General features: G+C 57.8%; 25 protein-coding genes. 5 read left to right on the top strand and 20 right to left on the bottom strand.

Annotated elements, in window-relative coordinates; genetic code table 11:
• Positions 1 to 6: 6 nt before the first annotated feature.
• The 12 genes from AC2TDA_RS11410 to AC2TDA_RS11355 form a co-directional block, all read right to left on the bottom strand.
• A complete protein-coding gene (locus AC2TDA_RS11410) occupies positions 7 to 609 on the bottom strand; it encodes a class I SAM-dependent methyltransferase (RefSeq protein ID WP_480896860.1) in 603 nt (200 codons plus the stop codon).
• A complete protein-coding gene (locus AC2TDA_RS11405) occupies positions 606 to 1,571 on the bottom strand; it encodes a cupin domain-containing protein (protein ID WP_480879324.1) in 966 nt (321 codons plus the stop codon). Before AC2TDA_RS11405 ends, AC2TDA_RS11410 begins: the two co-directional genes overlap by 4 nt.
• Positions 1,572 to 1,763: 192 nt before the next feature.
• A complete protein-coding gene (locus AC2TDA_RS11400; RefSeq protein WP_480879323.1) occupies positions 1,764 to 2,753 on the bottom strand; it encodes a nuclear transport factor 2 family protein in 990 nt (329 codons plus the stop codon).
• Positions 2,750 to 3,793: a LacI family DNA-binding transcriptional regulator gene (locus tag AC2TDA_RS11395; RefSeq protein ID WP_480879322.1), complete on the bottom strand. Its 1,044-nt coding sequence runs from the start codon at positions 3,791 to 3,793 to the stop codon at positions 2,750 to 2,752. Before AC2TDA_RS11395 ends, AC2TDA_RS11400 begins: the two co-directional genes overlap by 4 nt.
• A complete protein-coding gene (locus AC2TDA_RS11390; protein ID WP_480879321.1) occupies positions 3,793 to 4,557 on the bottom strand; it encodes an SDR family NAD(P)-dependent oxidoreductase in 765 nt (254 codons plus the stop codon). Before AC2TDA_RS11390 ends, AC2TDA_RS11395 begins: the two co-directional genes overlap by 1 nt.
• Positions 4,557 to 5,609, bottom strand: a complete 1,053-nt coding sequence (locus AC2TDA_RS11385) for an ester cyclase (protein WP_480879320.1) — start codon at positions 5,607 to 5,609, stop codon at positions 4,557 to 4,559. Before AC2TDA_RS11385 ends, AC2TDA_RS11390 begins: the two co-directional genes overlap by 1 nt.
• Positions 5,606 to 6,937, bottom strand: coding sequence for a histidinol dehydrogenase (gene hisD, locus AC2TDA_RS11380; RefSeq protein ID WP_480879319.1), 1,332 nt, complete (start codon positions 6,935 to 6,937; stop codon positions 5,606 to 5,608). The genes AC2TDA_RS11385 and hisD overlap by 4 nt, the downstream gene beginning before the upstream one ends.
• Before the next feature lie 11 nt (positions 6,938 to 6,948).
• Positions 6,949 to 7,479, bottom strand: a complete 531-nt coding sequence (locus tag AC2TDA_RS11375) for an ester cyclase (protein ID WP_480845519.1) — start codon at positions 7,477 to 7,479, stop codon at positions 6,949 to 6,951.
• Between the two features lie 128 nt (positions 7,480 to 7,607).
• The gene (locus AC2TDA_RS11370; RefSeq protein WP_480631912.1) at positions 7,608 to 8,762 is read right to left on the bottom strand and encodes a carbohydrate ABC transporter permease; all 1,155 of its coding nucleotides are present in this window, start codon (positions 8,760 to 8,762) and stop codon (positions 7,608 to 7,610) included.
• Position 8,763: 1 nt separating this feature from the next.
• The gene (locus AC2TDA_RS11365; RefSeq protein ID WP_480879318.1) at positions 8,764 to 9,786 is read right to left on the bottom strand and encodes a carbohydrate ABC transporter permease; all 1,023 of its coding nucleotides are present in this window, start codon (positions 9,784 to 9,786) and stop codon (positions 8,764 to 8,766) included.
• A gap of 72 nt (positions 9,787 to 9,858) precedes the next feature.
• Positions 9,859 to 11,070 (bottom strand): ABC transporter substrate-binding protein, encoded by a 1,212-nt coding sequence (locus tag AC2TDA_RS11360; protein ID WP_480879317.1) that lies wholly within the window; start codon positions 11,068 to 11,070, stop codon positions 9,859 to 9,861.
• Positions 11,071 to 11,118: 48 nt separating this feature from the next.
• Positions 11,119 to 12,192 carry an ABC transporter ATP-binding protein gene (locus tag AC2TDA_RS11355; protein ID WP_480879316.1) on the bottom strand — a complete coding sequence of 358 codons (1,074 nt, stop codon included), beginning with the start codon at positions 12,190 to 12,192 and terminating at the stop codon, positions 11,119 to 11,121.
• 164 nt (positions 12,193 to 12,356) lie between these two features.
• On the opposite strand from AC2TDA_RS11355, the gene AC2TDA_RS11350 reads away from it, so the two are divergent.
• From AC2TDA_RS11350 to AC2TDA_RS11340, 3 genes are read left to right on the top strand one after another with little or no spacing between them, the layout of a single operon-like run.
• On the top strand, positions 12,357 to 13,358 hold the full coding sequence (locus tag AC2TDA_RS11350) for a nuclear transport factor 2 family protein (protein WP_480879315.1): 1,002 nt from the start codon (positions 12,357 to 12,359) through the stop codon (positions 13,356 to 13,358).
• Positions 13,355 to 14,224 (top strand): amidohydrolase family protein, encoded by an 870-nt coding sequence (locus AC2TDA_RS11345; RefSeq protein ID WP_480879314.1) that lies wholly within the window; start codon positions 13,355 to 13,357, stop codon positions 14,222 to 14,224. The genes AC2TDA_RS11350 and AC2TDA_RS11345 overlap by 4 nt, the downstream gene beginning before the upstream one ends.
• On the top strand, positions 14,193 to 14,456 hold the full coding sequence (locus AC2TDA_RS11340; RefSeq protein WP_480879313.1) for a hypothetical protein: 264 nt from the start codon (positions 14,193 to 14,195) through the stop codon (positions 14,454 to 14,456). The genes AC2TDA_RS11345 and AC2TDA_RS11340 overlap by 32 nt, the downstream gene beginning before the upstream one ends.
• A 348-nt stretch (positions 14,457 to 14,804) precedes the next feature.
• On the opposite strand, the gene argE is transcribed toward AC2TDA_RS11340, so the two are convergent.
• The 8 genes from argE to AC2TDA_RS11300 form a co-directional block, all read right to left on the bottom strand.
• Positions 14,805 to 15,965: an acetylornithine deacetylase gene (gene argE / locus AC2TDA_RS11335; protein WP_480879312.1), complete on the bottom strand. Its 1,161-nt coding sequence runs from the start codon at positions 15,963 to 15,965 to the stop codon at positions 14,805 to 14,807.
• 4 nt (positions 15,966 to 15,969) lie between these two features.
• Positions 15,970 to 17,019: an ornithine cyclodeaminase gene (locus tag AC2TDA_RS11330; RefSeq protein WP_480879311.1), complete on the bottom strand. Its 1,050-nt coding sequence runs from the start codon at positions 17,017 to 17,019 to the stop codon at positions 15,970 to 15,972.
• Positions 17,019 to 17,921, bottom strand: coding sequence for a DMT family transporter (locus AC2TDA_RS11325; RefSeq protein ID WP_480879310.1), 903 nt, complete (start codon positions 17,919 to 17,921; stop codon positions 17,019 to 17,021). Before AC2TDA_RS11325 ends, AC2TDA_RS11330 begins: the two co-directional genes overlap by 1 nt.
• 25 nt (positions 17,922 to 17,946) lie before the next feature.
• Positions 17,947 to 18,576, bottom strand: a complete 630-nt coding sequence (locus AC2TDA_RS11320; protein WP_480879309.1) for a cysteine hydrolase family protein — start codon at positions 18,574 to 18,576, stop codon at positions 17,947 to 17,949.
• 70 nt (positions 18,577 to 18,646) lie between these two features.
• The gene (locus AC2TDA_RS11315; RefSeq protein ID WP_480879308.1) at positions 18,647 to 19,426 is read right to left on the bottom strand and encodes an ABC transporter permease; all 780 of its coding nucleotides are present in this window, start codon (positions 19,424 to 19,426) and stop codon (positions 18,647 to 18,649) included.
• A gap of 4 nt (positions 19,427 to 19,430) precedes the next feature.
• Positions 19,431 to 20,120, bottom strand: coding sequence for an ABC transporter permease (locus tag AC2TDA_RS11310; RefSeq protein WP_480879307.1), 690 nt, complete (start codon positions 20,118 to 20,120; stop codon positions 19,431 to 19,433).
• Between the two features lie 82 nt (positions 20,121 to 20,202).
• The gene (locus AC2TDA_RS11305) at positions 20,203 to 20,976 is read right to left on the bottom strand and encodes a transporter substrate-binding domain-containing protein (protein ID WP_480879306.1); all 774 of its coding nucleotides are present in this window, start codon (positions 20,974 to 20,976) and stop codon (positions 20,203 to 20,205) included.
• A 49-nt stretch (positions 20,977 to 21,025) separates the two neighbouring features.
• Positions 21,026 to 21,820 (bottom strand): ABC transporter ATP-binding protein, encoded by a 795-nt coding sequence (locus AC2TDA_RS11300; protein WP_480879305.1) that lies wholly within the window; start codon positions 21,818 to 21,820, stop codon positions 21,026 to 21,028.
• Positions 21,821 to 21,936: 116 nt separating this feature from the next.
• On the opposite strand from AC2TDA_RS11300, the gene AC2TDA_RS11295 reads away from it, so the two are divergent.
• Complete coding sequence (locus AC2TDA_RS11295; RefSeq protein ID WP_480879304.1) at positions 21,937 to 22,845, top strand: LysR family transcriptional regulator; 909 nt, start codon at positions 21,937 to 21,939, stop codon at positions 22,843 to 22,845.
• A 490-nt stretch (positions 22,846 to 23,335) separates the two neighbouring features.
• Positions 23,336 to 23,824, top strand: coding sequence for a hypothetical protein (locus AC2TDA_RS11290; protein ID WP_480879303.1), 489 nt, complete (start codon positions 23,336 to 23,338; stop codon positions 23,822 to 23,824).
• Positions 23,825 to 23,920 lie beyond the last annotated feature (96 nt).

Genomic DNA, 23,920 nt, shown 5'->3' with positions numbered 1-23,920 from the left:
GCCTCCTTAAACTTTGCGTGCCATCAGGATCGTGTGGCTTTGGGTTTCGGGGTCCTCGGCCAGATACCCGGTCATTTGCAGTCCGTTTTCCTCGAGACACGTCGCGTAATCGGCTGGGGACAAAGAGGCGTGATAGACAAGCTCCGATCCCACTGTGCCGCTGACCTCTCCGGCACGGGGTCCCACAGTCAGCATGAGCATTCCGCCGGGTCGCAAATGGCGCGCCATGCGGGCGATACAGTCTTTTTGTTCATCTGCCGTCAGATGAAAAAAGCTGTACCAGGCGATGATGCCATCGAATTGCTGATCCAGCTCAAAGTCCCGCATATCCGCATGCCGCCAATCCCCATCAGGCCACCGGTCACGGGCAATGACCAGCATCGCCTCGGCAAAATCGACACCTGTTACTGCGAACCCCTCAGCCATGAACCAGCGTGCAATCGGGTCGCCTGTGCCGCAGCCCAGATCCAGCACATGGTCACCCGGCTTGAAGCTTGCCGTGAAGCGCGCCAACCAGCGCGCTTCGAACAGGGCCTTTGAGCGACGCTTGTCATACTCCGTCGCTTGCCGCTCATAAACGGCGTGTGTGTCTTCGGGGTCTACACTCATCCTGTCCATGTGGCTCCTGCCGGGTCATCGGTTGCGGTGATCCGGTACAGACCCGCCTGCCCGGTCATCGAAGGTTCTACGCTATAGGATTCACCGGACAGCACCAAAGCCGTGTCGCCGGAAGACAAAGTGGCTTCATGATCGTCGATCGAAACACGCCAGTGGCCACTGGCCGGCATAAGAACCACAGGTTTTTCTGCTACAACCGGTTCGGTCACAGAGGATCCTCGCCCAAGGAAATCAACCTCGAAACCGGGTTTATCCTTGATCATTCCGTTTTCGCCGATCACCGTCGCGGGCTTGTTGGCTGACAGCGCCATTAGGTCCCAATATCGCGCGACATAATTGCCTACGACATCCTCAACCGGAACTTCGGGGTAGTCCTTCAACTGCTCCTCGGTCAGCAAAGGCATCGAGCGCACATTATGAGGTAGTTCCTGCCCCTTTTTGGAGTCGTACAGAACACCATTGTCGCCCAGCATCAGCCCATGTGCCCGAGCATCTTCAATGACTTGAGGTGCCCATGTCACTCCACCGCCCGCATCGTCACCGCCGAGGATAGACATGATCATTCCGTAGTCCTGACCAACGTTTTCGAAGCCGCGGAAGATACCTGTGGGGATGTTGAAGATATCGCCTTCTTCGGCAATGAATTCTCCAGCCGTACCATAACGCCCCCAGAAAAACCGCCAGCGGCCTTTGGCGACAAAAAACACCTCGGCTGTAGTGTGGCTGTGCAGAGAATTCCGGCACTTCGGCGGCTGGCCCGCAGCGCCGATGTTGAAGCCGATCTTGTCAGTGATATGCACGTGTTGATCCGGGGATTCCGAAACGCCACCGCCGATGATTGTAAAGTTCTCTTTCTGATCGCTGCCCGGAGTATGGGCGTCGATAAATGCGGTTTTGCACGGCTGGAGTTCACCATAGCGAACGATGCGAGAAGAGATGTTTGATTTCGACATTTTGTAAGTTCCGATACTACGTTTTCAGGAATGGTGGTCTGCGTGCCTGTGCGGCACACTTTCTCATTCCCCTGGCGGACGCAGGTTCAAACGCCGTGCACGCAGGCTTTGGCGATGCATATGATAACGCAGAAGAGTCCCGGTCTCACTCAGACCATCCACAAGGATGCGATATGCGGCCGGGCGCGCCACTCAGACCTCACCACTCTGCAACAGGATCTGTTTCCAGACCGAGGTTTCATCAAACAGAGTATATTCGCGACGCAACTGCGCCTGGCCGCCAATCAGGGCGCCGAACTCGGCGTGGCTGATGCCGAGGACATAAACCTGCGCGCCGGTTGGCGCACCAAAAACGCCCCAGCCGTCATGTTTGCCCCAAAGGCTCCAGCGGATCGCGGCGCGGGGTGGCATATCCGGATCGTCACGCCCGATCTGATGCTCGATCTTGAATTCGGCATTTGGGAAACTCGCCCGCAGACCCATCCAGAAACGGTCGACCGCATCCCAGCCATGTCCGGTCACGCCGCCCACGTATTCCGACTGAATGGCCCGGTCATATTCTGCCTCGATTGCACCCATATCGGCATTCATGATCCGGCTCAGAATCTCGGCGTAGCGCTGCCCCCACTCGTTGTCGTTTCCATGACCCTTGTACGGCCCAGGCTGATCGATTTCGGGGGTCAGGGGTTTGACGCAGTTGTCCGGGCCGCCCTCGCGGGCGATCAGATCGGCGGCATATTCCTTGGGGGCCCAGCCCATTTGGCGCACGATGGCACCTTGGTCGCGGATCAGCCACTCGTCATTGATCTGATTGTTAATAGCGTGACAATCGGCCAGAATCCGGTAACGCAGCTTTGTTCCCGTTGGCTTGCCGTAAACACCCTCGGCCAGATGCGTGGCCGTTGAAAGGATACGATGAGAACTTAGCATCCCTTCTTCGGGGGTGCCGGACCAGATCACGTCCTCGCCCAGCAACTGCCGGTCCGGAAACTCGGCCAGCGTCGCCATGGTCGCGCCGATCACGTTCTGATTGCCCAGAACCATCGAACCGGGCGAGCGCACGACGATATCTTCGCTGTAATAGTCGTGCAGGGTCGCAATACCCCGGTCTTCCCAAATCTCTTTGGTGATACCGATGATATAGTCGGGGAAGTCCCGAAACTTGGGATCAAAGCCTTTCATGTTTTCATCCTTTGCGGCGTCCAGCCTTTGGGCAATCGTGCCGATGTGCGCACGATGAGTGGCCCATCAATCGCGACCTTGCGTGCCGCAGCAGCTGTCGGGTTTTCAATATGATCCAGCAGAGCGTCAACCGTTTCGGCAACCATCAGGTTGGCGCGCTGACGAATGGTTGTGAGGTTATAGGCAAGCCAAGCTGCTTGCGGGACGTCATCATACCCAACGACTGAAACGTCTTCGGGCACACGCAATCCCAGCTCGAACCGGATGACGTCCATGACGGCAAGAGCCATGTGGTCATTGGCGACGAAAACCGCGTCGGGCCGTTTCTGCGGCTCGACATCGAACATACGACGTGCCGCCAAGCGCGCGTTCTCGGTGTGAAACTCTCCGATCTCATGAGCGTACAGGGCCTGGCCCGCATCGCTCAGAGCTGCTCGGAAGCCAGCTTCGCGGTCTCGCTGGGTTGATGCGCCTTGCCACCCGGCGATGTAAGCGATGCGGCTGTGGCCGGCAGCGACAAAGAACTCGGCCACCTTGCGACCGCCCGCATAGTTGTCAGACGTGACCGATGTGATTCCGTCGATGTCCTGACTACGATTGAACAGCACCACCGGCACACCGGCCTGTTGGCACCGCGTTGCGATATCGGACGACATCGCGACCGAGGCCAGAATAACCCCATCAACCTGATAATCGAGGATTTCCTCCATCACGCCGTCAATGTTTCCGGCTGTTCTGGAGGCCATGAAGATCAGGACGTGATAGCCCTGCTCCTGCAACTCATTCGACAACTTCTCGAGCGCTTCGGGATAAAAATAGTTGTCCAGATAGGCGACCACTAAACCGATGATGCGGCTTTTACCGGACACCATCGCGCGGGCCAACACATTGGGGCGATAGCCCAATTCAGTAGCGGCTTTTCGCACTTTCTCTTCGGTCTTCTTGCTGACCGAAGCCCCGGGCGTGAAGACTCGGCTAACCGCGGATTGGCTAACCCCTGCAAGCTGGGCGACCTGGAGTGATGTTACTTTCTCAGCCATCAGTCTGCCGTCCAACCTCCGTCAATCAACATCGAAGTGCCCGTGACCAGCGCCGAGGCGTCCGAGGCGAGGTAGCGGACCGCGCCCATAATGTCCTCGACCTCTCCCACCCGGCCCAACTTGATCTTTTCCATGATCCACGCGGCGCGTTCAGGGTTGTCGAATGTGGATTGGGTGAGCGGTGTTCGGATGAAAGTCGGGCAGACCGTGTTGATCCGGATGCCCTGTTTGCCCCATTCGATGGCCATTGATTTGACCATGCCCTCCAGCCCGTGTTTGGTCGCACAATAAAGCGCCCGGTCGACTCCGCCGACATGCCCCATCTGGCTGGAGATATGGATGATCGAACCAGGCTTTCCAGCCTCGATCAAGGCGCGGGCCGCGTAGGCCGAAAGGAAATAGGCCGAACGCAGGTTTACACTTGTGACAAGATCGAAATCCTCGGGCGTTGTCTCAATAGCAGCGCTGTGCCGCGCGACCCCGGCGGAATTCACCACAACGTCAAAGCTGCGCGTCAGGAATAGCTGCTCTAACGCACCCAGATCGCCCTGATCCAGCACAAGAGCCTCGGCTGACCAGCCTTGCCCTTGCAGAGCAGCGACAGTGTCGTTCAGCCGGTCCGCACCTCGGGCCGCGCAGACGACATGCGCGCCTGCCTCGGCCAAAGCCACCGCGCAGCCCTGTCCGATGCCCGAGGAGGCTCCGGTCACGAGGGCGGTTTTTCCGTTCAGGGAAAACGAAGGGGTGCGCGGCAGGTCGGTCATCAGTTCATTCCATCCGGTATTTCAATGCGGCCCATGTTGCGGGCCTTATTGAATTCCCGCAGACGGGCAAAGACGTCAACGCCAAGCTGACGGTATGCGTCCAACAGATCGACCAGAACCCAGTTTTCCCGGATTCTGCCGTTTTCCAACCGCCAGAAGTCAAGGCTGCGCATGGTGATCTTCTTGCCCGAAGGTGCAATCCCCAACCAGCCATCATCCGTGACAGTCTGGATCATGTTGGGCCAGCCGGTCACCGCAGCGTATTCGCTGTCACCGAAGAAGTGATAAGTGATGTCCCCTACATACTGCCCACGATCCGGCATCCCGTTCAGAAACGGAATCTGGTGCCAGTTGCGGAAACCCGCATAACCGCGCCCGGTACCGATGCCCGAGGGGCCGTACCAGTTCATACGCGGATGCCAGAAGCGTTCCATCTCCATCACCTCGGGGCCGCCTTGCGACGGGTGTTTCTTGAGGTGTTCCAGCATGTCGATGATGTGCTGACAGGTTGCCTTTCCCTTGGCCGCGTCATAGGGGCCGGGCACGAAACCGTCTTGCGTGGCCGGTCCGGGAACATGCCATTCGCGCCCCAGGCTTGGGGCCATCGGCCAAGCCCCCGCTTGCATCATCACCTCGGGGATATCCCAAAGCGCCTGCATTTCAACGACCTTGGCGTCCTCGAACCGATAGAATTCGTGGAACCTCATGGTCACCTGATGCCCGGTGGGCGGGATTTCGAGCCACGGGCCGGTGAAAGTACCTGTGAAGTAGCCCCCGCATCCGACCCAGTCCGCGCCGTCTTCGTCCGGCCCGGCCATGACGATGTAATCGCGACGCTCCAGATCGGGCCAGGCGGCCAACAGGTCTTTGAAGGCACAATCATAGAAAGAATCGCTGCCGGTTCTGTCGCCAAAGGGATGGCACAGGTGGAACACCGTGTCTGGAGACGTAGCCTGAGCCAGCGCCTTGCGGACACCGGCCTCGGAAAAATCATACATCGCAGACCTGAGCGGAGCGATCAGGGCCTTATGCCGGGTGTGCGGGTCACTCATTCAGCAGCATCCCGATACGGCGCGGGTTCGCCATAGGGTACGTTAATTCCGCCATAACGCCGTACGCGAACATTGCACTGCTCCGCATGGCCCACGAAACCTTCCAGAATACAGAGGCGCGAGCCGTATTCGCCAATCAACGTCGCCGCTTCATCGGTCAGAACTTTCTGATAGCTGTGCGTTTTCAGGTACTTCCCTACCCACAACCCACCGGTATAGCGACCTGCCTTCTTCGTTGGCAGCGTGTGGTTCGTACCAATCACTTTGTCCCCGTTCGACACATTAGTGCGCGGACCAAGGAACAGTGCGCCATAGCAGGTCATATTCTCAAGGAACCAATCGTCGCGATCCGTCATCACCTGCACATGTTCCGAGGCAATGTCATCGGCCACTTGCAGCATCTCTTCATACGTGTCGCAGACGATCACTTCACCATATTCCTCCCACGACACTTTCGCGGTGTCTGCGGTCGGCAGGATACCCAACAGACGATCCACCTCGGCCAGTGTCTCTTCGGCAAGTTTGCGAGAGCTGGTCAGCAACACGCAGGGGCTGTTGTAGCCATGCTCGGCCTGCCCCAAAAGATCTGTTGCGCACAGCTCAGCATCTGCTGCAGTCTCATCCGCGATGACCATCGTCTCAGTGGGGCCTGCGAACAAGTCGATGCCGACGCGCCCAAACAGTTGGCGCTTGGCTTCGGCCACAAATGCGTTGCCTGGGCCAACCAGCATGTGAACCGGGTCGATGGTCTCGGTTCCCAGCGCCATCGCTCCGATGGCCTGAATGCCACCCATGACATAAATCTCATGCGCGCCACCCAGATGCATCGCCGCAATCACCGCCGCGTTGGGCTCGCCGTTGAAAGGAGGTGTGCAGGCTATGATGCGTGGAACACCGGCCACCGATGCGGTCGCCACCGACATATGCGCCGAGGCCACCATCGGGAACTTGCCGCCGGGCACATAGCACCCCACCGACTGCACCGGGATATTCTTGTGTCCAAGAATGACGCCCGGCAGAGTTTCGACCTCGATATCCAGCATCGAATCCCGCTGCGCCTGCGCAAAGTTTCGCACCTGTTCCTGCGCGAATTTGATATCTGCCAGCTCGCGCTCGGTCAGCTGACCGATCAGTCCGTCGATTTGTTCTGGAGACAGCCGGAATGACTCGGGCGAGTAGCTATCGAACTTCTCGCTCAGCTCGCGCACGGCAGCATCACCACGGGCTTCAATATCTTTCAGGGTCGCCTCAACCACGGCGCGGGTTTTGGCGTCATCGTCGGCCCGGTCGGCGTCAGACTTACCGCGTTTCAGATACTCGATTGTCATGTTTCCAATCCTCAGTTTTCGGGCCGGGGCGGAAGTTTTTCCCCCCGGTCAAATGCTTCCCAGCCTTCACCGTTGAACAGATCGACCCCCAGCTGCGCCGCGACATGCGCGAAGTCGACATTCACCCAGTTGTCGGCAATCTTGCCGTCGACCACCTTCCAGAAATCCATGTACCGAATCTCAACCCGCTTGCCGGTAGGAGCGATGCCCAGAAACTCACCCGAATGGGTCGCTTCTTGACGACCGAACGCCGCAGCCCACTCACCCATGTAAAGGCGCGCCTCATCAATGCAGGTCTTGTCCGAGAACGCAGCCTGAAACGGGCGCTGCCAGTTGTCCTGAAACTCTTTCAGGCCGGTCTTGGTGCCGCAGCCCTGATTACCCATCCAGCGAAAACCCTGGGCAAAGAACTCACCAATATCGTCGATGCGGTGGTCGTTCAGACCATCCACCATGGTTTCAATCACACGGCGTGTCTCTTCAGTTTTGCTGAGATCGGTGTCGCGGGTCAGAACCGCTTGTTCGGGGCGAGAACCTTTCATGTCTCATGTCCTTTCAGATTGCTTGGGGAAGAGTTTGGGGACAGGTCCCCCAATGCTCAGAAAATCCCTTGGCATCCTGTTCAACGCCGGGTGGCGCGACATGGCGTTATGTCGGGCATTTTTGCTCATCAGCCTTTCACCGCCCCTGCAGTCAGACCGCTGACGATCTGGCGCTGGAAGATCAGAACAAGGAAGATCAGCGGCGCGGTGATCGATACGGCGGCGGCCACGGCAACCACCTGGTCGGTTGTCGTAGTCTCGCGGTTAAACATACCAACGATGGCCGGAACCATGGTCTGGTTCTGCGCATCCAGCAGCAGCGAGGTGACAAGGATGTCGTTGTACGCCAGCAGGAAGCTGAACAGCCCGGTGGTGATCACCCCTGGCCACATCACCGGCATGATCACACGGCGGAAAGCCTGAAAGTGGTTGCAGCCATCGACGCGCGCGGCCTCATCCAGCTCGGCCGGAATGTTCTGGAAGAATGAGCGCAGCATCCAGATCGTAAACGGTTGGTTGATCGCCACCAGCACCGCGATCACGGCAAAGGGCTTGCCATAGAGCGTCGGTGCGTTTTCGCCCAGGATCGGGGCCAGCCATTCGGACGAGCTGATGAAAACCGGCAGATAGCTGGCGACCAGCGCCGACGGCGGCAGCGCGCGGAAGATCAGCGCAACGATCAGCAGCCAGAAGGCCAGATTTGACCCCGACCGCGCCAGCCCATAGCCCGCCAATGTCCCGACCGAAAGCGACAGGATGACAACGCCAGTAGTCACGATCAGCGAGTTCTTGAAGTTGTTCGAGAAGCCGCGGTCGATCCAGACTGTTTTGTAGTGTTCGGTCGTCAGACCCAGTATGTCACGCCCCAGCGGACCAAAGATTGGGTTCAAGACGCTCAGAATGGCGGGCAGGATTATGAAAAACACGACCAGAAAGCCCACTGCCGCGGCCAGAATACCGATCACCCAGCCAAACCATTCCTGCCCTTCCCTGGAATAGGTTTTGATCATTTCCGGCATCTTCTTGAACACCAAAGCAATAGTGCCCCAGATCACCGCTATACCGAGGATGATATCCAGCAGCGACAGTCCGTTGCCGTTGGACAGAGTCGTTGGCCCGAAGATCACGTTGAGGGCATTGCTGTCAAAAGCATCGACCGGGGATTTGAAGCTCATCACCGTGATCCAGAAGATCGGGAAGATGGCAACAAGGCACCAGAAGGCCAGGAAGACGTTCGAGGTCAGCCGCAGGCTGAACGGTTGGCGAAGCGCGCGCGAGGACATGTCAGTGACCTCCTTTGTGATCGCGCCATGTCCGGCGCAGCGGGAAGATAAGCAGGATGGCGATACCGATCATGGTCAGCATGGCGCTGGCCGAAGCCCGGCTGATCGAACGGTTGCCCGCCTGATCAGGCACCAGGAAGTCATACGTCAGCCATTGCAGCGATATGACGTACCCTTGGCTGGCGAACCCGACGATCTCTTCGAACACCCGGTAGCTGTCCATCAGGTGGATCATCGACACGAATATGATCAGCGGCATCAGATGCGGGATGACAATGTACTTCATCCGTTGCCAGCGGGTCGCGCCGTCGATCACCGCGCTTTCCAGACTGTCCTGATTGACCGTTTGCAGACCAGCATAAAACACGATGGCGGCAAAGGGCGCGACATGCCAGACGCGGTACAGCATCATCAGGATTTCAATGGTCCAGGCCTGCGCAAACAGGGCGATATCCCGGTTCAGCCACCATTCCAACAACGCAGTCAGGATACCGTCACCACGGAACAGCCAGTTGACCGACAGCACCCCGATCACAGGGGTTATGATAAAGGGCAGCAACGAGATGAATATCACCGGCCCTCGGATCGCCTGTGCTGCGTTGTTGATCATAACCGCAATCCCCAGCCCGCAGACGATGACCAAAGGCAAGGTGATCAGCGTGAAGGTCAGGGTAAACCGAAGCGCTTTCCAAAAGTTGATGGTGGACAGCACGTTCCAGTTGCCATCACTGATCGCGCGCCAGGCCCGTTCCGGCTCCAATACGTTGCGATAGCTTTCCCACCCCACATACTGGGTTTGGGTGATGACCTTGCCTTCCTCATCCAGTTTTGGCTGTGAGACCGTTTCAGTCACACAGGTCTGTGTCAGGAACCCCGGGGTGCAGGTTTCAACCTCAACCGTCTCGTAAATCGGCTGTGTGACATAGAAACTCTGCTTGAACACGCTGACCAGAGGGAACGCGATGAAGAGAAGCATCATAAAGACAGAGGGGCCAACAAAGGCGGCAAATGTCCGGAAATTCATGGCTCTGCCTTTCTCATGGTTCTCGAGGGATCAGGAGGGGATGGGAGGGCCGGAGCCCTCCCCCCGGGAGGATCAGTTGTTGACCAGACCTGCTTCTTTTGCAGCAGTCAGATAAGCGGCTTCGATATCGGCCAGAGTGGTCGATGCATCTTTTACGCCAGTCAGATAGTCGGCCAGACCGTTGCCCAGCGCACTGTGCAGAACGCCCATCGGGGCCGACGCAGGATAGGCCTTGGCACCGTTTTCTGCCGACGCTGCGGCACCGGCTGCCAGATCACCCGGCGTGTAGGCGGGGCTCAGCCAAACAGCGACGTCGTTGTTGGCGCTGACCATGTCACCGTCAATGCCTTCCAAGACCAGACGGAACGCGGCATCCGCTTCTTCGTCGCTCATGTTTGCAGCCAGTACGACACCATCCCACCAGATGGTGGTCGAAGGCGCAGCCGCACCCATCGGAGCCGACGCCATGGTCACTTTGCCGACAACCTGGCTTTCGGCTTCGTCGTTCATCGCCGCGGCACGGCTGGCCCACAGGTTCGCCATCGCGATCTTGCCCTGCTGGAACTGCTGTTGAACGTAGGTCGAGTCGGATACCAGATATTCAGGGTCCATGAACTCGGTCATCGCCTTCATGGTCTCAAGCGCTTTGACACCCTGTTCGTTGTTGATCGAGGGCATGTTGCCTTCGCCAAAGAACTGACCGCCTTCGCCCATGTACATGTTGACGAATTCCTGAGCCAGGTTCCAACCGGTCTTGAACGTGCCACCAATCGGATAATCCATGACACCCGCTTCCTTGATCTTGGCAGCGGCGGCCAAAACATCATCATAGGTCTTGGGCTCTTCGATGCCGAGATCGGCCAGAACGTCACTGCGGTACATCAAGTGCTGTGCGTTCACCATCATGGCAATCGCCATCACCTTGCCGTCTACCTTGATCAGCTGGTTCGGCAGCAGGTCCTGACCGTATTTCTCGACCAGATCATCCAGCGGACGCAACGAGCCTGCGTTCAGCAGCGGGATCATAGTCTCGTTGGCAACGCCACCGATCTGATACAGCGAGGGGTTCGCTGCAAAGGCCTCGGGCTGCTTTTCGCGGAATTCCTGATCCAGCGAAGCGCTGAAGTTGCCGCATTCGGCCATTGCGTCGGTGACCGCTTTCCAGGCCTCGAAACCAGCCGAAAGCGATTTCAGCGGCACTTCGTTTTCATACGCACATTCGGCCCATACGCCGGTTGCTGCAAGCGACATGGCGCCTGCCATGAAGAGTGATTTGAGTTTCATGCGTTTCTCCCTGTCAGGATCGGTCCGTCGTCGACGTCCGGACCGCTGTTATGCCCGAATGGGCTGTTTGTGGGATTGCTCCCCGATCCGCGCACCGCTTTCAGCTTCAAAGAGGTGACAGATTTCCGTTGGCACCGAGAACGAGACCATCTCGCCAATTTCGGCGCGGAAGGCTTTGTCGGCCTTGACCGACACCAGTGCACCACCGACCCGGACCGAGATCATGGTCGCGTCGCCCAGCAGCTCCAGCGTATAGATCGGAGCCGTGATCTGACCCTGCCCTTCGGCAAGGCTGGCATCCTCGGCGCGGAAGCCCAGCGTCATCGGGCCATCCGGCGCATCGGCCGGAATTTCCACATGTTCGGCGCGGAACACGCCGCCCGAAACCTGACCGTCCATCAGGTTCATTGCCGGTGAGCCGATGAAGCTGGCCACGAAGGTGTTCGCGGGGCGGTCATAAATCTCGGTCGGGCTACCAACCTGCTGCACCACGCCTTTTTTCATGACAACAACGCGGTCAGCCAGGGTCATGGCTTCGATCTGGTCGTGGGTCACGTAAATGGTGGTGACCGCCAGCTCGTGGCTGAGGTTCTTGATCTGCGCCCGGGTCGAGACCCGCAGCTTGGCGTCGAGGTTCGACAGCGGCTCGTCCATCAGGAACACGTTGGGTTCGCGGACAATGGCCCGGGCCAAAGCCACACGCTGCCGCTGACCGCCCGAAAGTTCGGCGGGCTTGCGGTGCAGGAACTCGTCCAGCTCAACCATCGCGCTGGCACGGCGGACCTTTTCATCATGGGTCGCCGGATCGATACCGCGCACTTTCAGCGGAAAGCGGATGTTCTCATAGACGTTCATATTTGGGTAGAGCGCGTAGCTCTGGAACACCATCGCCACGTCGCGGTCCTTGGGCTCAAGGTCGTTGACCACCTTGCCGTCGACCAGGATTTCGCCCTCGGTCACGTCCTCAAGACCGGCAATCATGCGCATCGTGGTGGTCTTGCCGCAGCCCGAGGGGCCGAGCAGAACCAGAAACTCGCGATCCGCGATCGTCAGGTCGAAGTTGTGAACCCCAACGAATGAGCCCCATCGTTTACCGACGTTCCGCAATTGAATTTCCGCCATGGTGCCCCCTGCAAGGAATCATTTTGCATACGTTTGCAAAAGTGTAATTCGCATATACTAAATCAGGCAAGACTTTTTTGCATACGTATGCAAAGATGCTATTGATATCCGACTCACACCGGCCTCGCGCCTCTCGTAAAACCCTGATTACAATGGTAACCACCGTGAACTTTCAGACAGAAAAAAACCTGGTCTCCACGTTTCACACCGCCATGGATTCCGCGACAGAGCAAGAATCCCCCAAGGTGATGAGCCAATTCTGCTCTCCAGAACTGAAGTGGCACGGTTTTCATCCATTCGACGAAATCAATGGTGCCGAACACGTCGCCCGGCAATTCTGGCGGCCGTTAAAATGCAGCCTAACCCACATGCAGAACCGTGTGGATGTCTTGTTTGCGGGGCAAAACTCGTTGCGTGACGAGGTTGACGTCTGGGTTGTGTCCATGGGGCATTTGATGGGGCTGTTCGACCAACCGTGGTTGGGTATTCGCCCAACCGGTAAATTGGCGTTCCTACGATATTGCGCGTTCTACAAAGTCGTTGGTGACAGGATTGTCGAAACAGCAATGTACTTCGACATACCCCACCTGATGGTGCAAGCCGGACAGAACCCGTTTCCTCCACAAACGGCTGCGCATCTGGTGCAGCCTGGACCAATGCCCCATGACGGCCTGCTATTGAGCGAACAACCGGTTGAAGAAGGCAAGAAAACATTGGCGGTCATCAATGCGATGATCTCGGATCTTGGCCAATGGGACAGTGGGGTGTCGCTTGAGGATGAATTGGCCCGAACCTGGCACCAGGACATGATCTGGTGGGGACCCGAGGGGATCGGCGCGACCTACACGATAGAACGCTATGCCAAGCAGCACTCTGGACCGTTCCGTGCGGCTTTCAAAGATCGATCAAAGACCAAACATGTCTGCCGACTGGCCGAAGGGCATTATGGCGGCTTCTTCGGCTGGCCCAACTTCACGGCTACTCCGTCGGGAGGGTTCATGGGTATGCCTGCCACCGATAAACCCGGCGAGTTTAGGGTGATAGACATCTATCGCCGCGCTGGTGACAAACTGGCCGAAAACTGGATCTTCATCGACCTGCTCCACTTCTGGAATAGGCAAGGAGTTGATATTCTGGCACGCACCACGGGGATCGAAACACCATGAAGATAGATGCACATCACCACCTGTGGGATCTCTCTGCAGTGAACTACCCTTGGCTCATGGAGAGAGGCATCGTTCGATTTTTTGGCGACCCGGCTTCCATCCAGCGGGACTATTTGCTGCCGGAATTTCGCGCAGATGCCGAGGCCATGGGCTTCGGCGCCTCGGTACACATTCAGGTCGGTGCTGCTGACCCCTGGATCGAAGCTCAATGGGTGCAGTCCGTTGCCGACCAGTTCCCTGACTGGCCGTTGGTGCAAGTGGCTTTCTGCGATCTGACCTCTGATGATCTGGACGAACACCTCGACCGTCTTCAAACCCTGCCTTCTGTGCGCGGCGTTCGTCAGATTATCGGCCGTGCTCCGGGTGAAGACGCGTCAACTGGCACAAACGCGCTGCTTAAAGACCCAGCGATTTTGGCTGGTCTGAAGCAACTGGGCACCCGCGGCATATCCTTTGACCTTCAGCTGCTGCCTGAACTAATGGGTCAAGCCGCAGATGTTCTTGCGAAAGCTCCGGAAACCCGGATAGCCCTGTGCCACGCAGGCTCGCCACACGACCGGACACCACAAGGTTTGCAAAGGTGGGCAGATGAATTAACAGCATTGTCGAGCCTGCCGCAGGTTTATTGCAAACTCTCCGGCCTCGGAATGTTCGACCACAACTGGAGCGCTGACAGCGTCGCGCCTATCGTTTCTACTTGCTTGTCCCAGTTTGGCGCCGATCGCTGCATGTTCGGATCGAATTTCCCGGTTGATAGCCTCGCTTCAACTTACAAGGAGGTTGTTTCCCGGCACCAGGAACTCATCCCGAGCTCTAACCAAGAAGACGTGTTTCATGGCACGTCAAAACGCTTCTATCGCTTTTGATAGCGAAGAAGCACTCAAGCCAAGGATCTTTGGTTCTATTTCAGAACAACTGCTTTGCAGTCGCGGCGAAAGGTGGCTTCCCGCCCTTCGGAACATCAATGAGCTTTCGGTAACTACTGAAGAAGTTCACTCATCTCAAATGACTATGACTCTTTCCTATGACACCCCTACCCGCTTTCTGTGCCGAACATGCCTATTTTATCGCAACAAAGCCTTTGTTTTATTGATATGAGGACTTCAGTTTTGATGTCGAAAACGGTCTCGGAAACCGTTGTGGGTGCAAACCCACCCAGGGTTCGAATCCCTGTCTCTCCGCCATTATCCCATTTTCAGCCCGTGCAGATCGTGATCACCGGCTAGTAGTATCCCGCCCACTGCTATGATCGTTTCGCTTGCCGTTGAACAATAGATGGGCCCGGTGAAAGAACGGTCCAAGACCTGCTGTTTCTGTCACACACTACACTTACCCCAGAGCCATGCCGCACGTGCCTTTTTCGGCTCACAACCGATGTTCAAAGACCAGGGTCAGATCGCCCGCTTTCAAGGTTACAGCCCGAAATGAGGCAAAGCAGTGTGAAACTCACTGACAGTTATCCTGGATTAGGTTTTCCATGAAACGCCACCCCTCCTCGAACTGCTCCAGTAGAATATACTCGTCCGGCTGGTGCGCTTGCGCTATGTCGCCGGGACCGCAGATAACGGTGGAATAGCCACGCCGCTGGAATAACCCGCCCTCTGTTGCGTAGCTAACGACGCGAGGGGCATTGTCGCCGGTCAGGCGGCGGGCCAGCGCCTCGGCGGCGCCCTCGGGTTCGGGTGCCAATCCAGGAGCATTGAAATCCTGAAACAGTGTAATCTCGGCGCTAGGATGGACCGCTTTCATTTCTGCATCCAGCCTTGCGGCCTCGGCTTCGAAGCGGGCCTCCCACAGGCTTTGGTCCTCGCCTGGGATCACGCGGAAATCGATCTCGAAACGGCAATCCTTCGCAGTTATGTTATGGGCGGTCCCGCCCTTGATGGTGCCAACGTGGACGGTGGTATAGGGCGGCACGAAACCCGCATCCACCATGCTTGGCCTGCGGGCGGCGTTCTCTGCGTTCACCCGGTTAGCCCAGCTGACCAGTTCGGCCGCCATCATCACAGCGCTGACACCCTCGTGCATGATCGAGGAATGCACCTCGTGCCCGCGCACATCAACGATGTATCCGAATCCGCCCTTGTGGCCGCAAACCACCTGCATCATCGACGGTTCCCCTATAATCACCGCATCTGCCCTGGGAAGGCCGCTTGCCAGCAAGCGTTCGATCATAGGTGCCGCACCTGTCATTCCGACTTCTTCGTCATAGCTGAGTGCGATCTGAATCGGGCGTTTCAACGGGCTTTTCAACGCGAGCGGCACGGCGGCCAGCGCCAGCGCATCGAACCCCTTCATGTCGCAGGTGCCGCGGCCATAAAGCCTGCCATTGCGTTCGGTCACGGTGAAGGGATCACTGGTCCAATCCTGACCTTCCACCGGCACTACATCCGTATGACCCGACAGCACCACGCCGCCCTCCACCTCTGGCCCGATATGGGCGAAGATTGAAGCCTTGGTTCCGCAGGGCGACGGCACCCGCACAGGCGTAACCCCGTGCGACAGTAGATAGCGTTCCACAAAGTCCACCAGCGCAAGGTTGCTGTCGCTGCTGACGGTCGGAAAAGCGACAAGCCGGTCCAGGATCTGGCGTGCACTGAGGTCCATACGCTTAGCCCTTCGCCCGCGTCAGCATGCCAAACAGATCACGCGGATCATTCGGATCGGCCAGCAGGTCGAGGTTAATGTAGAACTCCGTGCCTTGAATGGCGCGGTGGATATAGCGCAAGGCGCTGAAATCCTCGATCGCAAAGCCGACACTGTCAAAAAGAGTGATCTGGCGCCTGTCTACGCGACCCTGTTGCCGGCCTGTGATCACCTGCCACAACTCAGTTACGGGATGTGTTTCTTCCAGCTGCTGGATCTCGCCTTCGATCCAGGTCTGCGGCGGGTATTCCACGAAGATGTCCGAGCGCAGCAGAATGTCGCGGTGCAACTCGGTCTTGCCGGGGCAGTCACCACCGATGGCGTTGATGTGGACACCGGGGCCGACCATGTTGTCGGTCAGGATGGTGGCGTTCTGCTTGTCTGCAGTGCAGGTGGTGATGATCTCAGCCCCTTCCATCGCCGCCTCACCGCTAGTACAGGAGACGACGGTGAGGCCCGTGCCGAACAGGTTTCGCGCGGTCTTTTCAGTGGCCGCCGGATCGATGTCATAAAGCTGAACGGTATCAATGCCACAGACCGCCTTGAATGCGAGGCATTGGAATTCTGCCTGTGCGCCGTTGCCGATCATCGCCATGGTTCGCGCACCCTTGGAGGCAAGGTGTTTTGCCGCCATGGCCGAAGTGGCAGCGGTGCGCAGGGCGGTCAGCATGGTCATCTCGGTCAGCAGTTTCGGATAGCCGGTGTCGACGTCTGCCAGAAGTCCGAAGGCCGTAACAGTTTGCAGCCCTTCCTTGGTGTTCTTCGGATGGCCGTTCACATATTTGAAACCGTACATCTCGCCATCCGAGGTGGGCATCAGCTCGATCACGCCGACGGGCGAATGGGACGCCACGCGGGGCGTCTTGTCGAAGCTCTCCCAGCGTTTGAAGTCGTTTTCGATTTCATCGGCCAGCTGTGTCAGCAGCCGTTCGATGCCGATGTGATGGACCAGCCCCATCATGTGTTCGACAGAGACAAAGGGCACCATGGCAAGATCGGAAGGAAGCGGGGGCATCAGGCATCTCTTTTCTGAAGGAGGGACATGGCCAGGCCGGAGGTGATGATTAACACGATTCCGGCCCAGGCAAGGGGGGTGGCGGCCGTACCCCAAAGGAGAAAACTCCAGAGGCAGGCGAAGATGAGGAAGGAGTATTCGAAGACCGACACGAAAGCGGGCGTGCCGATACGGTAGGCCTGCGCGATGAGCGAGACCGCGATCACAGCACCAGCGGCCTGAAACAGGGTGAGCCACAGGAAATGCGGGCTGGGAGTGACCCAGGCGCGGGTCAGGAAAGGACCTGCGGTATCGGCGCCGGGCACCAAGCTGACGGTGGCCAGCATCACAAGACCTGCGCCGCCGATGAACAGAAAGATCCACAAGGCCAGCGCCAATGCGCTTTCATTTGCACAGATGTGGCGGGTCAGCAGCATGCCGAGCCCGTAGAACAGCCCTGCCCCCAGCGGCATCAGCGAAGTCGGTGTCAGGTTCGCAAAGTCGGGCTGAAGCAGCATCAGCGCGCCACTAAAGCCGGTGAGAATCGCCAGCAACTGCAACGCGCTGAGACGGGTGCCGAAGAGTAGCGCTGACAAGAGCAGAACCCAGATCGGCGCACTGAACAAACCGGCACCGGCCTGCGCGACGGGAAGCGTGCCAAGGGCTGCAAAGTAGATCAGCAAGCCAACGGACACTGCCGCGCTACGCTGGGACAGGCGTGGCAGGTTCACGGCCCGAACGGGCTGGCGCAGCAGATGCGCACCGATCAGCAGCAAGGGCAGCGCAAACAGAGTGCGAAACACTTGGAACTGCCATAGCCCGGCCTCCTGGCTGACGGCAAAGACGAAGTTATCGATGAAACTGAGGATGGCAGAAGCCGCCATCGCAAGCCCTGCGGCAGCGACGTTGCTGTTGGTCTGCATGCGCTTGGTCCTTGGCTGGGTGGCTTCAGGCGCCTGCCCGATCCATGGCGTCCAGTACTTCCTCAACCGGCCGGATCGCGCCGTGCTGTAGGTATTCCATTGCTCTCAGCGCAGCATCATGTGCTTCGATACTGGAGCCGGCCACGCAGTCTTCGACCACACGACAGAAATAGTCGCCCTGATGGCCGTCAACAAAGGTGTAGTGCACGCAGACATCCGTCAGCCCACCGGTTAGGATGAGCGTGTCCGCCTTCAGACCGCGCAACAGGATTTCAAGATCGGTGCCGTAGAAGGCAGAGTAGCGGCGCTTGGAGATGCGGTAGTCATCCCGGCGCATGCCCAACTCCTCTTCGGCAAAGTCCGTCAGAGGATTGCTGTCGAGACAATGCACGGCCTCATCCCCATCCAGCTCGCGCCCGAAATCGATCAGGTTGGCCCGGTGGATTTCCTGGATGAAGACCACGGGAATATCATTCTCGCGCGCTTTTTCTATCACCACTTTGGTGCGGGCCATACGCTCTGCATAGTCAGGCATATGAGCTATGGAACGTTCACCGTCGGGGATCGGGGCAAAGCTGGACTTCTGGATATCAATGACGATCAGCGCGGCACGGCCCTCGATCAGGTCACGTTTGATAGAGCTGGTTTGTGTCATCGGAGTACCTTTCGAAAGTGGATTCTGAAGGAAGTGCCCGCGGAAAGGGTTGCGGCACTGTACTAACAGGTCAAGCTTGGGCCGGTGCGGCTGTTGCGGTCTCAAGCGGGCGCAAGTGGCGCAAGTAGCGCTTTTCGGCGAGGCGGAAGGCTATGGAGATCAGGAAGACAATACCCATGTAGAATAGCATCGCGGTGATGAAGCCCTCGTACGCCAGATAGTAGCGACCGTTCAGCCAGCGCCCGACACCCAAGAGGTCTTGCAAGGTGACGGTGCTGGCGACGACCGACCCATGCAGGGTAAAGATCACCTCGTTCGAATATGCGGGCAGTGCGCGGCGGAAAGCACTGGGCAGGACCACTTGCCGCATCCGGGTGAACGGAGACATGCCACAGGCCTTTGAGGCTTCAATTTCGCCTATCGGTGTGGATTCGATCGCGCCCTTCAGGAACTCGGTTGTGTAGGCGGCGGTGTTCAGCGTGAAGGCAATCATCACACACCACCACGGATCGCTGAGCACCGGCCCCCAAAGGAAGGAGTTGCGGACCACCTCAAACTGACCGAGACCAAAATAGAAAAGATAGGTTTGCACCAACAGAGGCGTGCCACGGAAAGCGTAGGTATAGCCCCAGATCAATTGGTTCAGCACCGGCTTGTGGTAAGCCCGAGCAATGGCCATGGGGATCGCAATCAGCCCACCAAAAAGCAGTGCCAGGAAGGTCAATTGCAGTGTTACCAGCGCGCCCTCAAAGAATTTGCCGAGGTTGTCGTAGATCAGCACGATGTCCAGCGGCATGGCGGTCTCGCTGATGTGGCGCAGGTACTCGATAAAAGTGCGTTCGGTTTCCATGTCGTCAGGCCCTTTTCACACCGGCGCTGTAGCGACGGTCGACCCACCGCAACAGAAGATCGGATATCCCGGTGATCACCAGGTAGATGAACAGCACGGCAATCATGAAAGTGAACAGCTTGTGAGTGGAACGGCCGGCCGCAAAGGCATTCCAGACCAGGTCATGTAGCCCGATCACCGACACCAGTGCGGTGGATTTGATTAACACAAGCCAGTTGTTGGTAAAGCTCGGCAGCGCGAAGCGAACCATTTGCGGCCAGGTGACCAGCCGGAAGATTTGGAACGGGTTCATGCCAGTGGACATGGCGGCTTCGATCTGGCCGCGCGGAATGGCAAGGATCGCGCCGCGGAAAGTTTCGGCCATATAGGCGCCAAAGATAAACCCGAGCGTCAGCACCCCGGCGATGAACTGGTTGACGTCGATATAGCCCCAGAGGCCAGTGATAAGGCCAATGTCATTCAACATCACCTGGCCGCCGTAGAAGATCAGCATCATCAGCACCAGATCCGGCACGCTACGCACAAAGGTAGTGTAGGCATTGCCCATCCGGCGGATGCCAGGCGCGTGAGATAGCTTGGCAAAGGCGCCAGCCAATCCGCAGATCACCGAGAGTATCAGGGACAAGACCGCAAGGGAGACGGTGACGCCCACCCCCTCGAGCAGGATCTGCTTGTATTCGAAAATCAGCTGCATGGGTCCCTGTCCGTTGATGTTTCAGATGAAGGAAGATACGGCGGCGGAACACAGGCCCCGCCGCCAGGGCGCATCTGCGGGATCAGTTCCCGTAGATGTCCACGGGGAAATACTTGTCATTGATGGTTTTGTAGGTGCCGTCGGCGCGAATTTTCTTGATTGCCTTGCTCAGCTCATCCGCCAGCGGATCACCCTTGCGCACGGCAATGCCCACACCTTCACCAAGGCAGGCCGGATCATCCAGATCGTCGCCGTAAAAGGCGAATCCTTCGCCCTGCGGAGTATTGAGAAAGCCGTCCAGCGCGCCCAGCGTATTGTTCAGCTGCATGTCCAGACGCCCGGCCGTAAGGTCGGCAAAAACGTCTTCCTGGGTGTTGTAAAGTTTGATGTCGGCTTCGGGGAAATGTTTCTCCACATAGCACTGCAGCGTGGTGCCGCGAAGAACGCCGATTTTAACACCCTTGGTGCCTTCACGGGTCAGTTCGAAAGCTACGCCTTCCTTGGCGATGAAGCGTGACGGGGTGTGGTAGTATTTCTCTGAGAAGCTGACTTTCTTCTTGCGGTCCTCGGTGATCGACATCGAGGCGACAATGGCATCGTACTTGTTGGCGATCAGCGCCGGGATCATACCGTCCCATTCCTGTTCCACCAGCACGCATTCGCGCTCCAGCTTTTCGCAAAGCGCATTGGCCATGTCGATGTCGAAGCCGGACAGGCTGCCGTCGGCCTCTTTCTTGGAAAAAGGCGCATAGGCGCCTTCGACGCCAACGCGCAGGGCCTCGGCCAGAACAGCCTGGCCGCCCATCAGTGTCATCGCGGCGGCGGCGGAGGCAAGAAGGGTCTTCTTGAAGGTCATGTGAATATTCCCTGTTGTTTCTGTTGCGGGTCAGTGGGGGCCGGCCTGTTCAATGCCGGGTGTTCGACAGGAATTCCTTGAACCGTGCCGAACGCGGATTGCTGAACATTTGCGTGGGATTGCCCTGTTCCTCGATCAACCCTTGGTGCAGGAAGATGACCTTGTTCGATACGTCGCGGGCAAATCCCATCTCATGCGTGACCACGACCATGGTGCGGCCTTCTTCGGCCAGCGAGCGGATCACCTTCAGAACTTCTCCCACCAATTCCGGATCCAGCGCTGAAGTGGGCTCGTCAAACAACATCACTTCCGGCTCCATTGCCAGGGCGCGGGCGATTGCGGCGCGCTGCTGTTGGCCACCCGAAATGTGCGAAGGGTAGTGGTCACGGCGTTCGTACATGCCGACGCGCTGCAACATGGCCTCGGCCTTTTCGATTGCCTCGGTTCGGGGCTGTTTCAGCACATGGATGGGACCGGCAATGACATTCTCCAGAATTGTCATGTGGGACCACAGATTGAAGGATTGAAACACCATGGCCAGCCGCGCACGGATGCGTTCGACCTGTTTGGCATCGGCGGGCTTGAACACGCCGTGGCGGTCCGAACTCATCCTGATGTCCTCGCCATGCACGGTGATCGTGCCAGCGTTGGGCGTCTCCAGAAGGTTGATGCATCGCAGGAAGGTGCTCTTGCCCGAACCTGAGGAGCCCAGCATAGAAATGACATCGCCCTCGCGCGCCTCCATCGAAACGCCTTTCAGCACTTCTAGCGCGCCATAAGATTTGTGAAGATCCGCCACCCGAAGCGAAAGATCGGCGTCAGGTTTTATGTGCTGTACGGCCATGCGGCTCTCCGTCTTCGTCTCGTATTACGTTGGTTCCAAAACGGTAACGGCAGGTTCGGAAATCGAAAAACGGGTTAAACTTGCCCTCAGCGTCGGTTTTTCCTACGGTACGTTGCATGCTTGGATCACTCCGCCACCTGAACGCCCTACGCGCCTTCGAGGCCGCTGCCCGCCATAACAGTTTCGCTAAGGCGGCAGCGGAGCTGAACGTCAGCCACAGCGTAATCAGTCAGCATATCAAGACTTTGGAACAGTGGTTGGGCACGGACCTGTTCCGCCGTCTTGGCAATCGGGTCGAGTTAAGCGACGACGGCCGCGCGCTGCTGCCGCAGGTGTCCAACGGGTTGCAGGTGTTGAACGATGCCTGCGACGGCATGCTTCGCATGACACAAAGCGGTACGCTGGTGGTAAGCGCGGAACCGGCGCTTGCCTCGCTCTGGCTGCGCAAGAAGATCACGGAGTTCTGTCAAGAATATCCCAAGATCGACATCGACCTGCGGCCGGCTTGGCAGCCGCCACAACTGGGTGAAGGCCATGCCGACATGGTGGTCCACTTCGAAACACGCCAGACCGCCGGAGAAGGCCGCCAACACCGCCTGTTTCCGATCAACGGCTTTCCTGCTTGCACCCCGAGCTTGCGCGACCAACTACTGGCGGACGGGACCTGCGATTGGAACAAAGTGCCGCTTGTTCACGACAACGGGCGTGAAATCTGGCATCAGTGGTTTTCCACGTACGAGCCCGCGTCCCAGCGCTGGCAGGACGGGCGAGTCTATTCCGATCTATCCCTTGCGATCGACGCGGCTGTTGACGGTGAGGGATTGGTGCTCGCGGACGAGATATTGTGTGCCAAGGCCCTAGAGTCAGGAGCACTGGTAAAATTCGATCTTCGGATGATCGAATGCGTTTGGTATACGATTGCATTTCCAAGCAGCACACGTGCAGGAGCAGCGACTGATACCTTCGTAGGCTGGCTCAGTACAAAAAATCCTGCGGATGAGCTTCAAAGCAAAACTCAGCAGTAAAGCTGACCTCCACGCAGTGAACATATAGGGATCGCACTCCACCAAATCTTCCCGGAAACTCCTGCACTTCAGAGCACTCTTGCTAACGGCAAAATGGAAGATCATCCCCCCTACCCGCTCTGACACTTTGTATAGCAACCCATCCGGCCAACCATTCCGAACTTTCCCTTTTTTGCCTCACGAAACCTCTGTTTTGGAAACCGCAACACTTCGCACAGGCGTCGGAACGGGCTGGACAACAGTTGTGGGTGCAATTCTACTCAGCGTCAAAATCCCTGCCATACTGCCCCAAAAGGTTTCCTGATTAGAGCTTTATGCAATTCTGATGGCCCCCTAACAGACACCAACGGCGTGAATTTGCCTGTACGTTCCCACTCAATCAGCGCACTGTGGCCCAAACCCGGATTCTGAAAAGATTGCCCCGGTTTTCCCCTTTGCGATCAGGTAGTTTTACCCCATCTGGGCGATACATCGTTCTAAGGAGACTCATATGTCGCGTTTATTACTTATCATCATCATCGCCGGCATTGGCGCCGGTGCGTATTACTATATGACCCGACCCGACCCCACACCGGCTGAACAACTGCAATCCGCTGCACAGGACGCAACCGAAGCCGCCAGCGAGGCCGCATCGGCCGTGCAGGAGGCTGCAAGTGATGCCGCAAATACGGTTACCGAACAGGCCGCTGAAGCCGCTTCTTCACTGACTGACCAGGCCAACGACGCCGCCGCCGAGGCCGGAGAGCAAGTCGCTGCTCTTACGGCACAGGGTCAGGACTTGTTCAACTCGTGGCTGCAAGAGGGCATGCTGACAGCCCAGCAATTCGATTACGACGCCATGGTTGCATCGGTTCAGGATAGCACTCTGACGCAAGAGGTAAAAACCCAGGCCGTAGCGATTCTAGACAAGATCAAAGCCTCACCGGAGACAATCACTGCAGAAATTCAGAAACTGCAAACTTTGTTGACACAGCAATAAAAAAGGACGGGCCGACCCCTGTGGTCGGCCTGTTCCGTCAGGTCAGTTCGGCGCGTGATTGACGCCGGACGGACCATTTGATTGGCTTGCATTTAA

The organism is Ruegeria sp. HKCCD6426 (assembly GCF_057221115.1).
The sequence above is the reverse complement of the archived record's forward strand: the minus strand, read 5'-3'. Positions and strand labels throughout refer to the sequence as shown.

Coding starts and splice junctions, on each gene's coding strand:
- AC2TDA_RS11410 (WP_480896860.1), bottom strand. CDS start 609: ATGAGTGTAGACCCCGAAGACACACACGCCGTTTATGAGCGGCAAGCG.
- AC2TDA_RS11405 (WP_480879324.1), bottom strand. CDS start 1,571: ATGTCGAAATCAAACATCTCTTCTCGCATCGTTCGCTATGGTGAACTC.
- AC2TDA_RS11400 (WP_480879323.1), bottom strand. CDS start 2,753: ATGAAAGGCTTTGATCCCAAGTTTCGGGACTTCCCCGACTATATCATC.
- AC2TDA_RS11395 (WP_480879322.1), bottom strand. CDS start 3,793: ATGGCTGAGAAAGTAACATCACTCCAGGTCGCCCAGCTTGCAGGGGTT.
- AC2TDA_RS11390 (WP_480879321.1), bottom strand. CDS start 4,557: ATGACCGACCTGCCGCGCACCCCTTCGTTTTCCCTGAACGGAAAAACC.
- AC2TDA_RS11385 (WP_480879320.1), bottom strand. CDS start 5,609: ATGAGTGACCCGCACACCCGGCATAAGGCCCTGATCGCTCCGCTCAGG.
- hisD (WP_480879319.1), bottom strand. CDS start 6,937: ATGACAATCGAGTATCTGAAACGCGGTAAGTCTGACGCCGACCGGGCC.
- AC2TDA_RS11375 (WP_480845519.1), bottom strand. CDS start 7,479: ATGAAAGGTTCTCGCCCCGAACAAGCGGTTCTGACCCGCGACACCGAT.
- AC2TDA_RS11370 (WP_480631912.1), bottom strand. CDS start 8,762: ATGTCCTCGCGCGCGCTTCGCCAACCGTTCAGCCTGCGGCTGACCTCG.
- AC2TDA_RS11365 (WP_480879318.1), bottom strand. CDS start 9,786: ATGAATTTCCGGACATTTGCCGCCTTTGTTGGCCCCTCTGTCTTTATG.
- AC2TDA_RS11360 (WP_480879317.1), bottom strand. CDS start 11,070: ATGAAACTCAAATCACTCTTCATGGCAGGCGCCATGTCGCTTGCAGCA.
- AC2TDA_RS11355 (WP_480879316.1), bottom strand. CDS start 12,192: ATGGCGGAAATTCAATTGCGGAACGTCGGTAAACGATGGGGCTCATTC.
- AC2TDA_RS11345 (WP_480879314.1), top strand. CDS start 13,355: ATGAAGATAGATGCACATCACCACCTGTGGGATCTCTCTGCAGTGAAC.
- AC2TDA_RS11340 (WP_480879313.1), top strand. CDS start 14,193: ATGGCACGTCAAAACGCTTCTATCGCTTTTGATAGCGAAGAAGCACTC.
- argE (WP_480879312.1), bottom strand. CDS start 15,965: ATGGACCTCAGTGCACGCCAGATCCTGGACCGGCTTGTCGCTTTTCCG.
- AC2TDA_RS11330 (WP_480879311.1), bottom strand. CDS start 17,019: ATGCCCCCGCTTCCTTCCGATCTTGCCATGGTGCCCTTTGTCTCTGTC.
- AC2TDA_RS11325 (WP_480879310.1), bottom strand. CDS start 17,921: ATGCAGACCAACAGCAACGTCGCTGCCGCAGGGCTTGCGATGGCGGCT.
- AC2TDA_RS11320 (WP_480879309.1), bottom strand. CDS start 18,576: ATGACACAAACCAGCTCTATCAAACGTGACCTGATCGAGGGCCGTGCC.
- AC2TDA_RS11315 (WP_480879308.1), bottom strand. CDS start 19,426: ATGGAAACCGAACGCACTTTTATCGAGTACCTGCGCCACATCAGCGAG.
- AC2TDA_RS11310 (WP_480879307.1), bottom strand. CDS start 20,120: ATGCAGCTGATTTTCGAATACAAGCAGATCCTGCTCGAGGGGGTGGGC.
- AC2TDA_RS11305 (WP_480879306.1), bottom strand. CDS start 20,976: ATGACCTTCAAGAAGACCCTTCTTGCCTCCGCCGCCGCCGCGATGACA.
- AC2TDA_RS11300 (WP_480879305.1), bottom strand. CDS start 21,820: ATGGCCGTACAGCACATAAAACCTGACGCCGATCTTTCGCTTCGGGTG.
- AC2TDA_RS11295 (WP_480879304.1), top strand. CDS start 21,937: ATGCTTGGATCACTCCGCCACCTGAACGCCCTACGCGCCTTCGAGGCC.
- AC2TDA_RS11290 (WP_480879303.1), top strand. CDS start 23,336: ATGTCGCGTTTATTACTTATCATCATCATCGCCGGCATTGGCGCCGGT.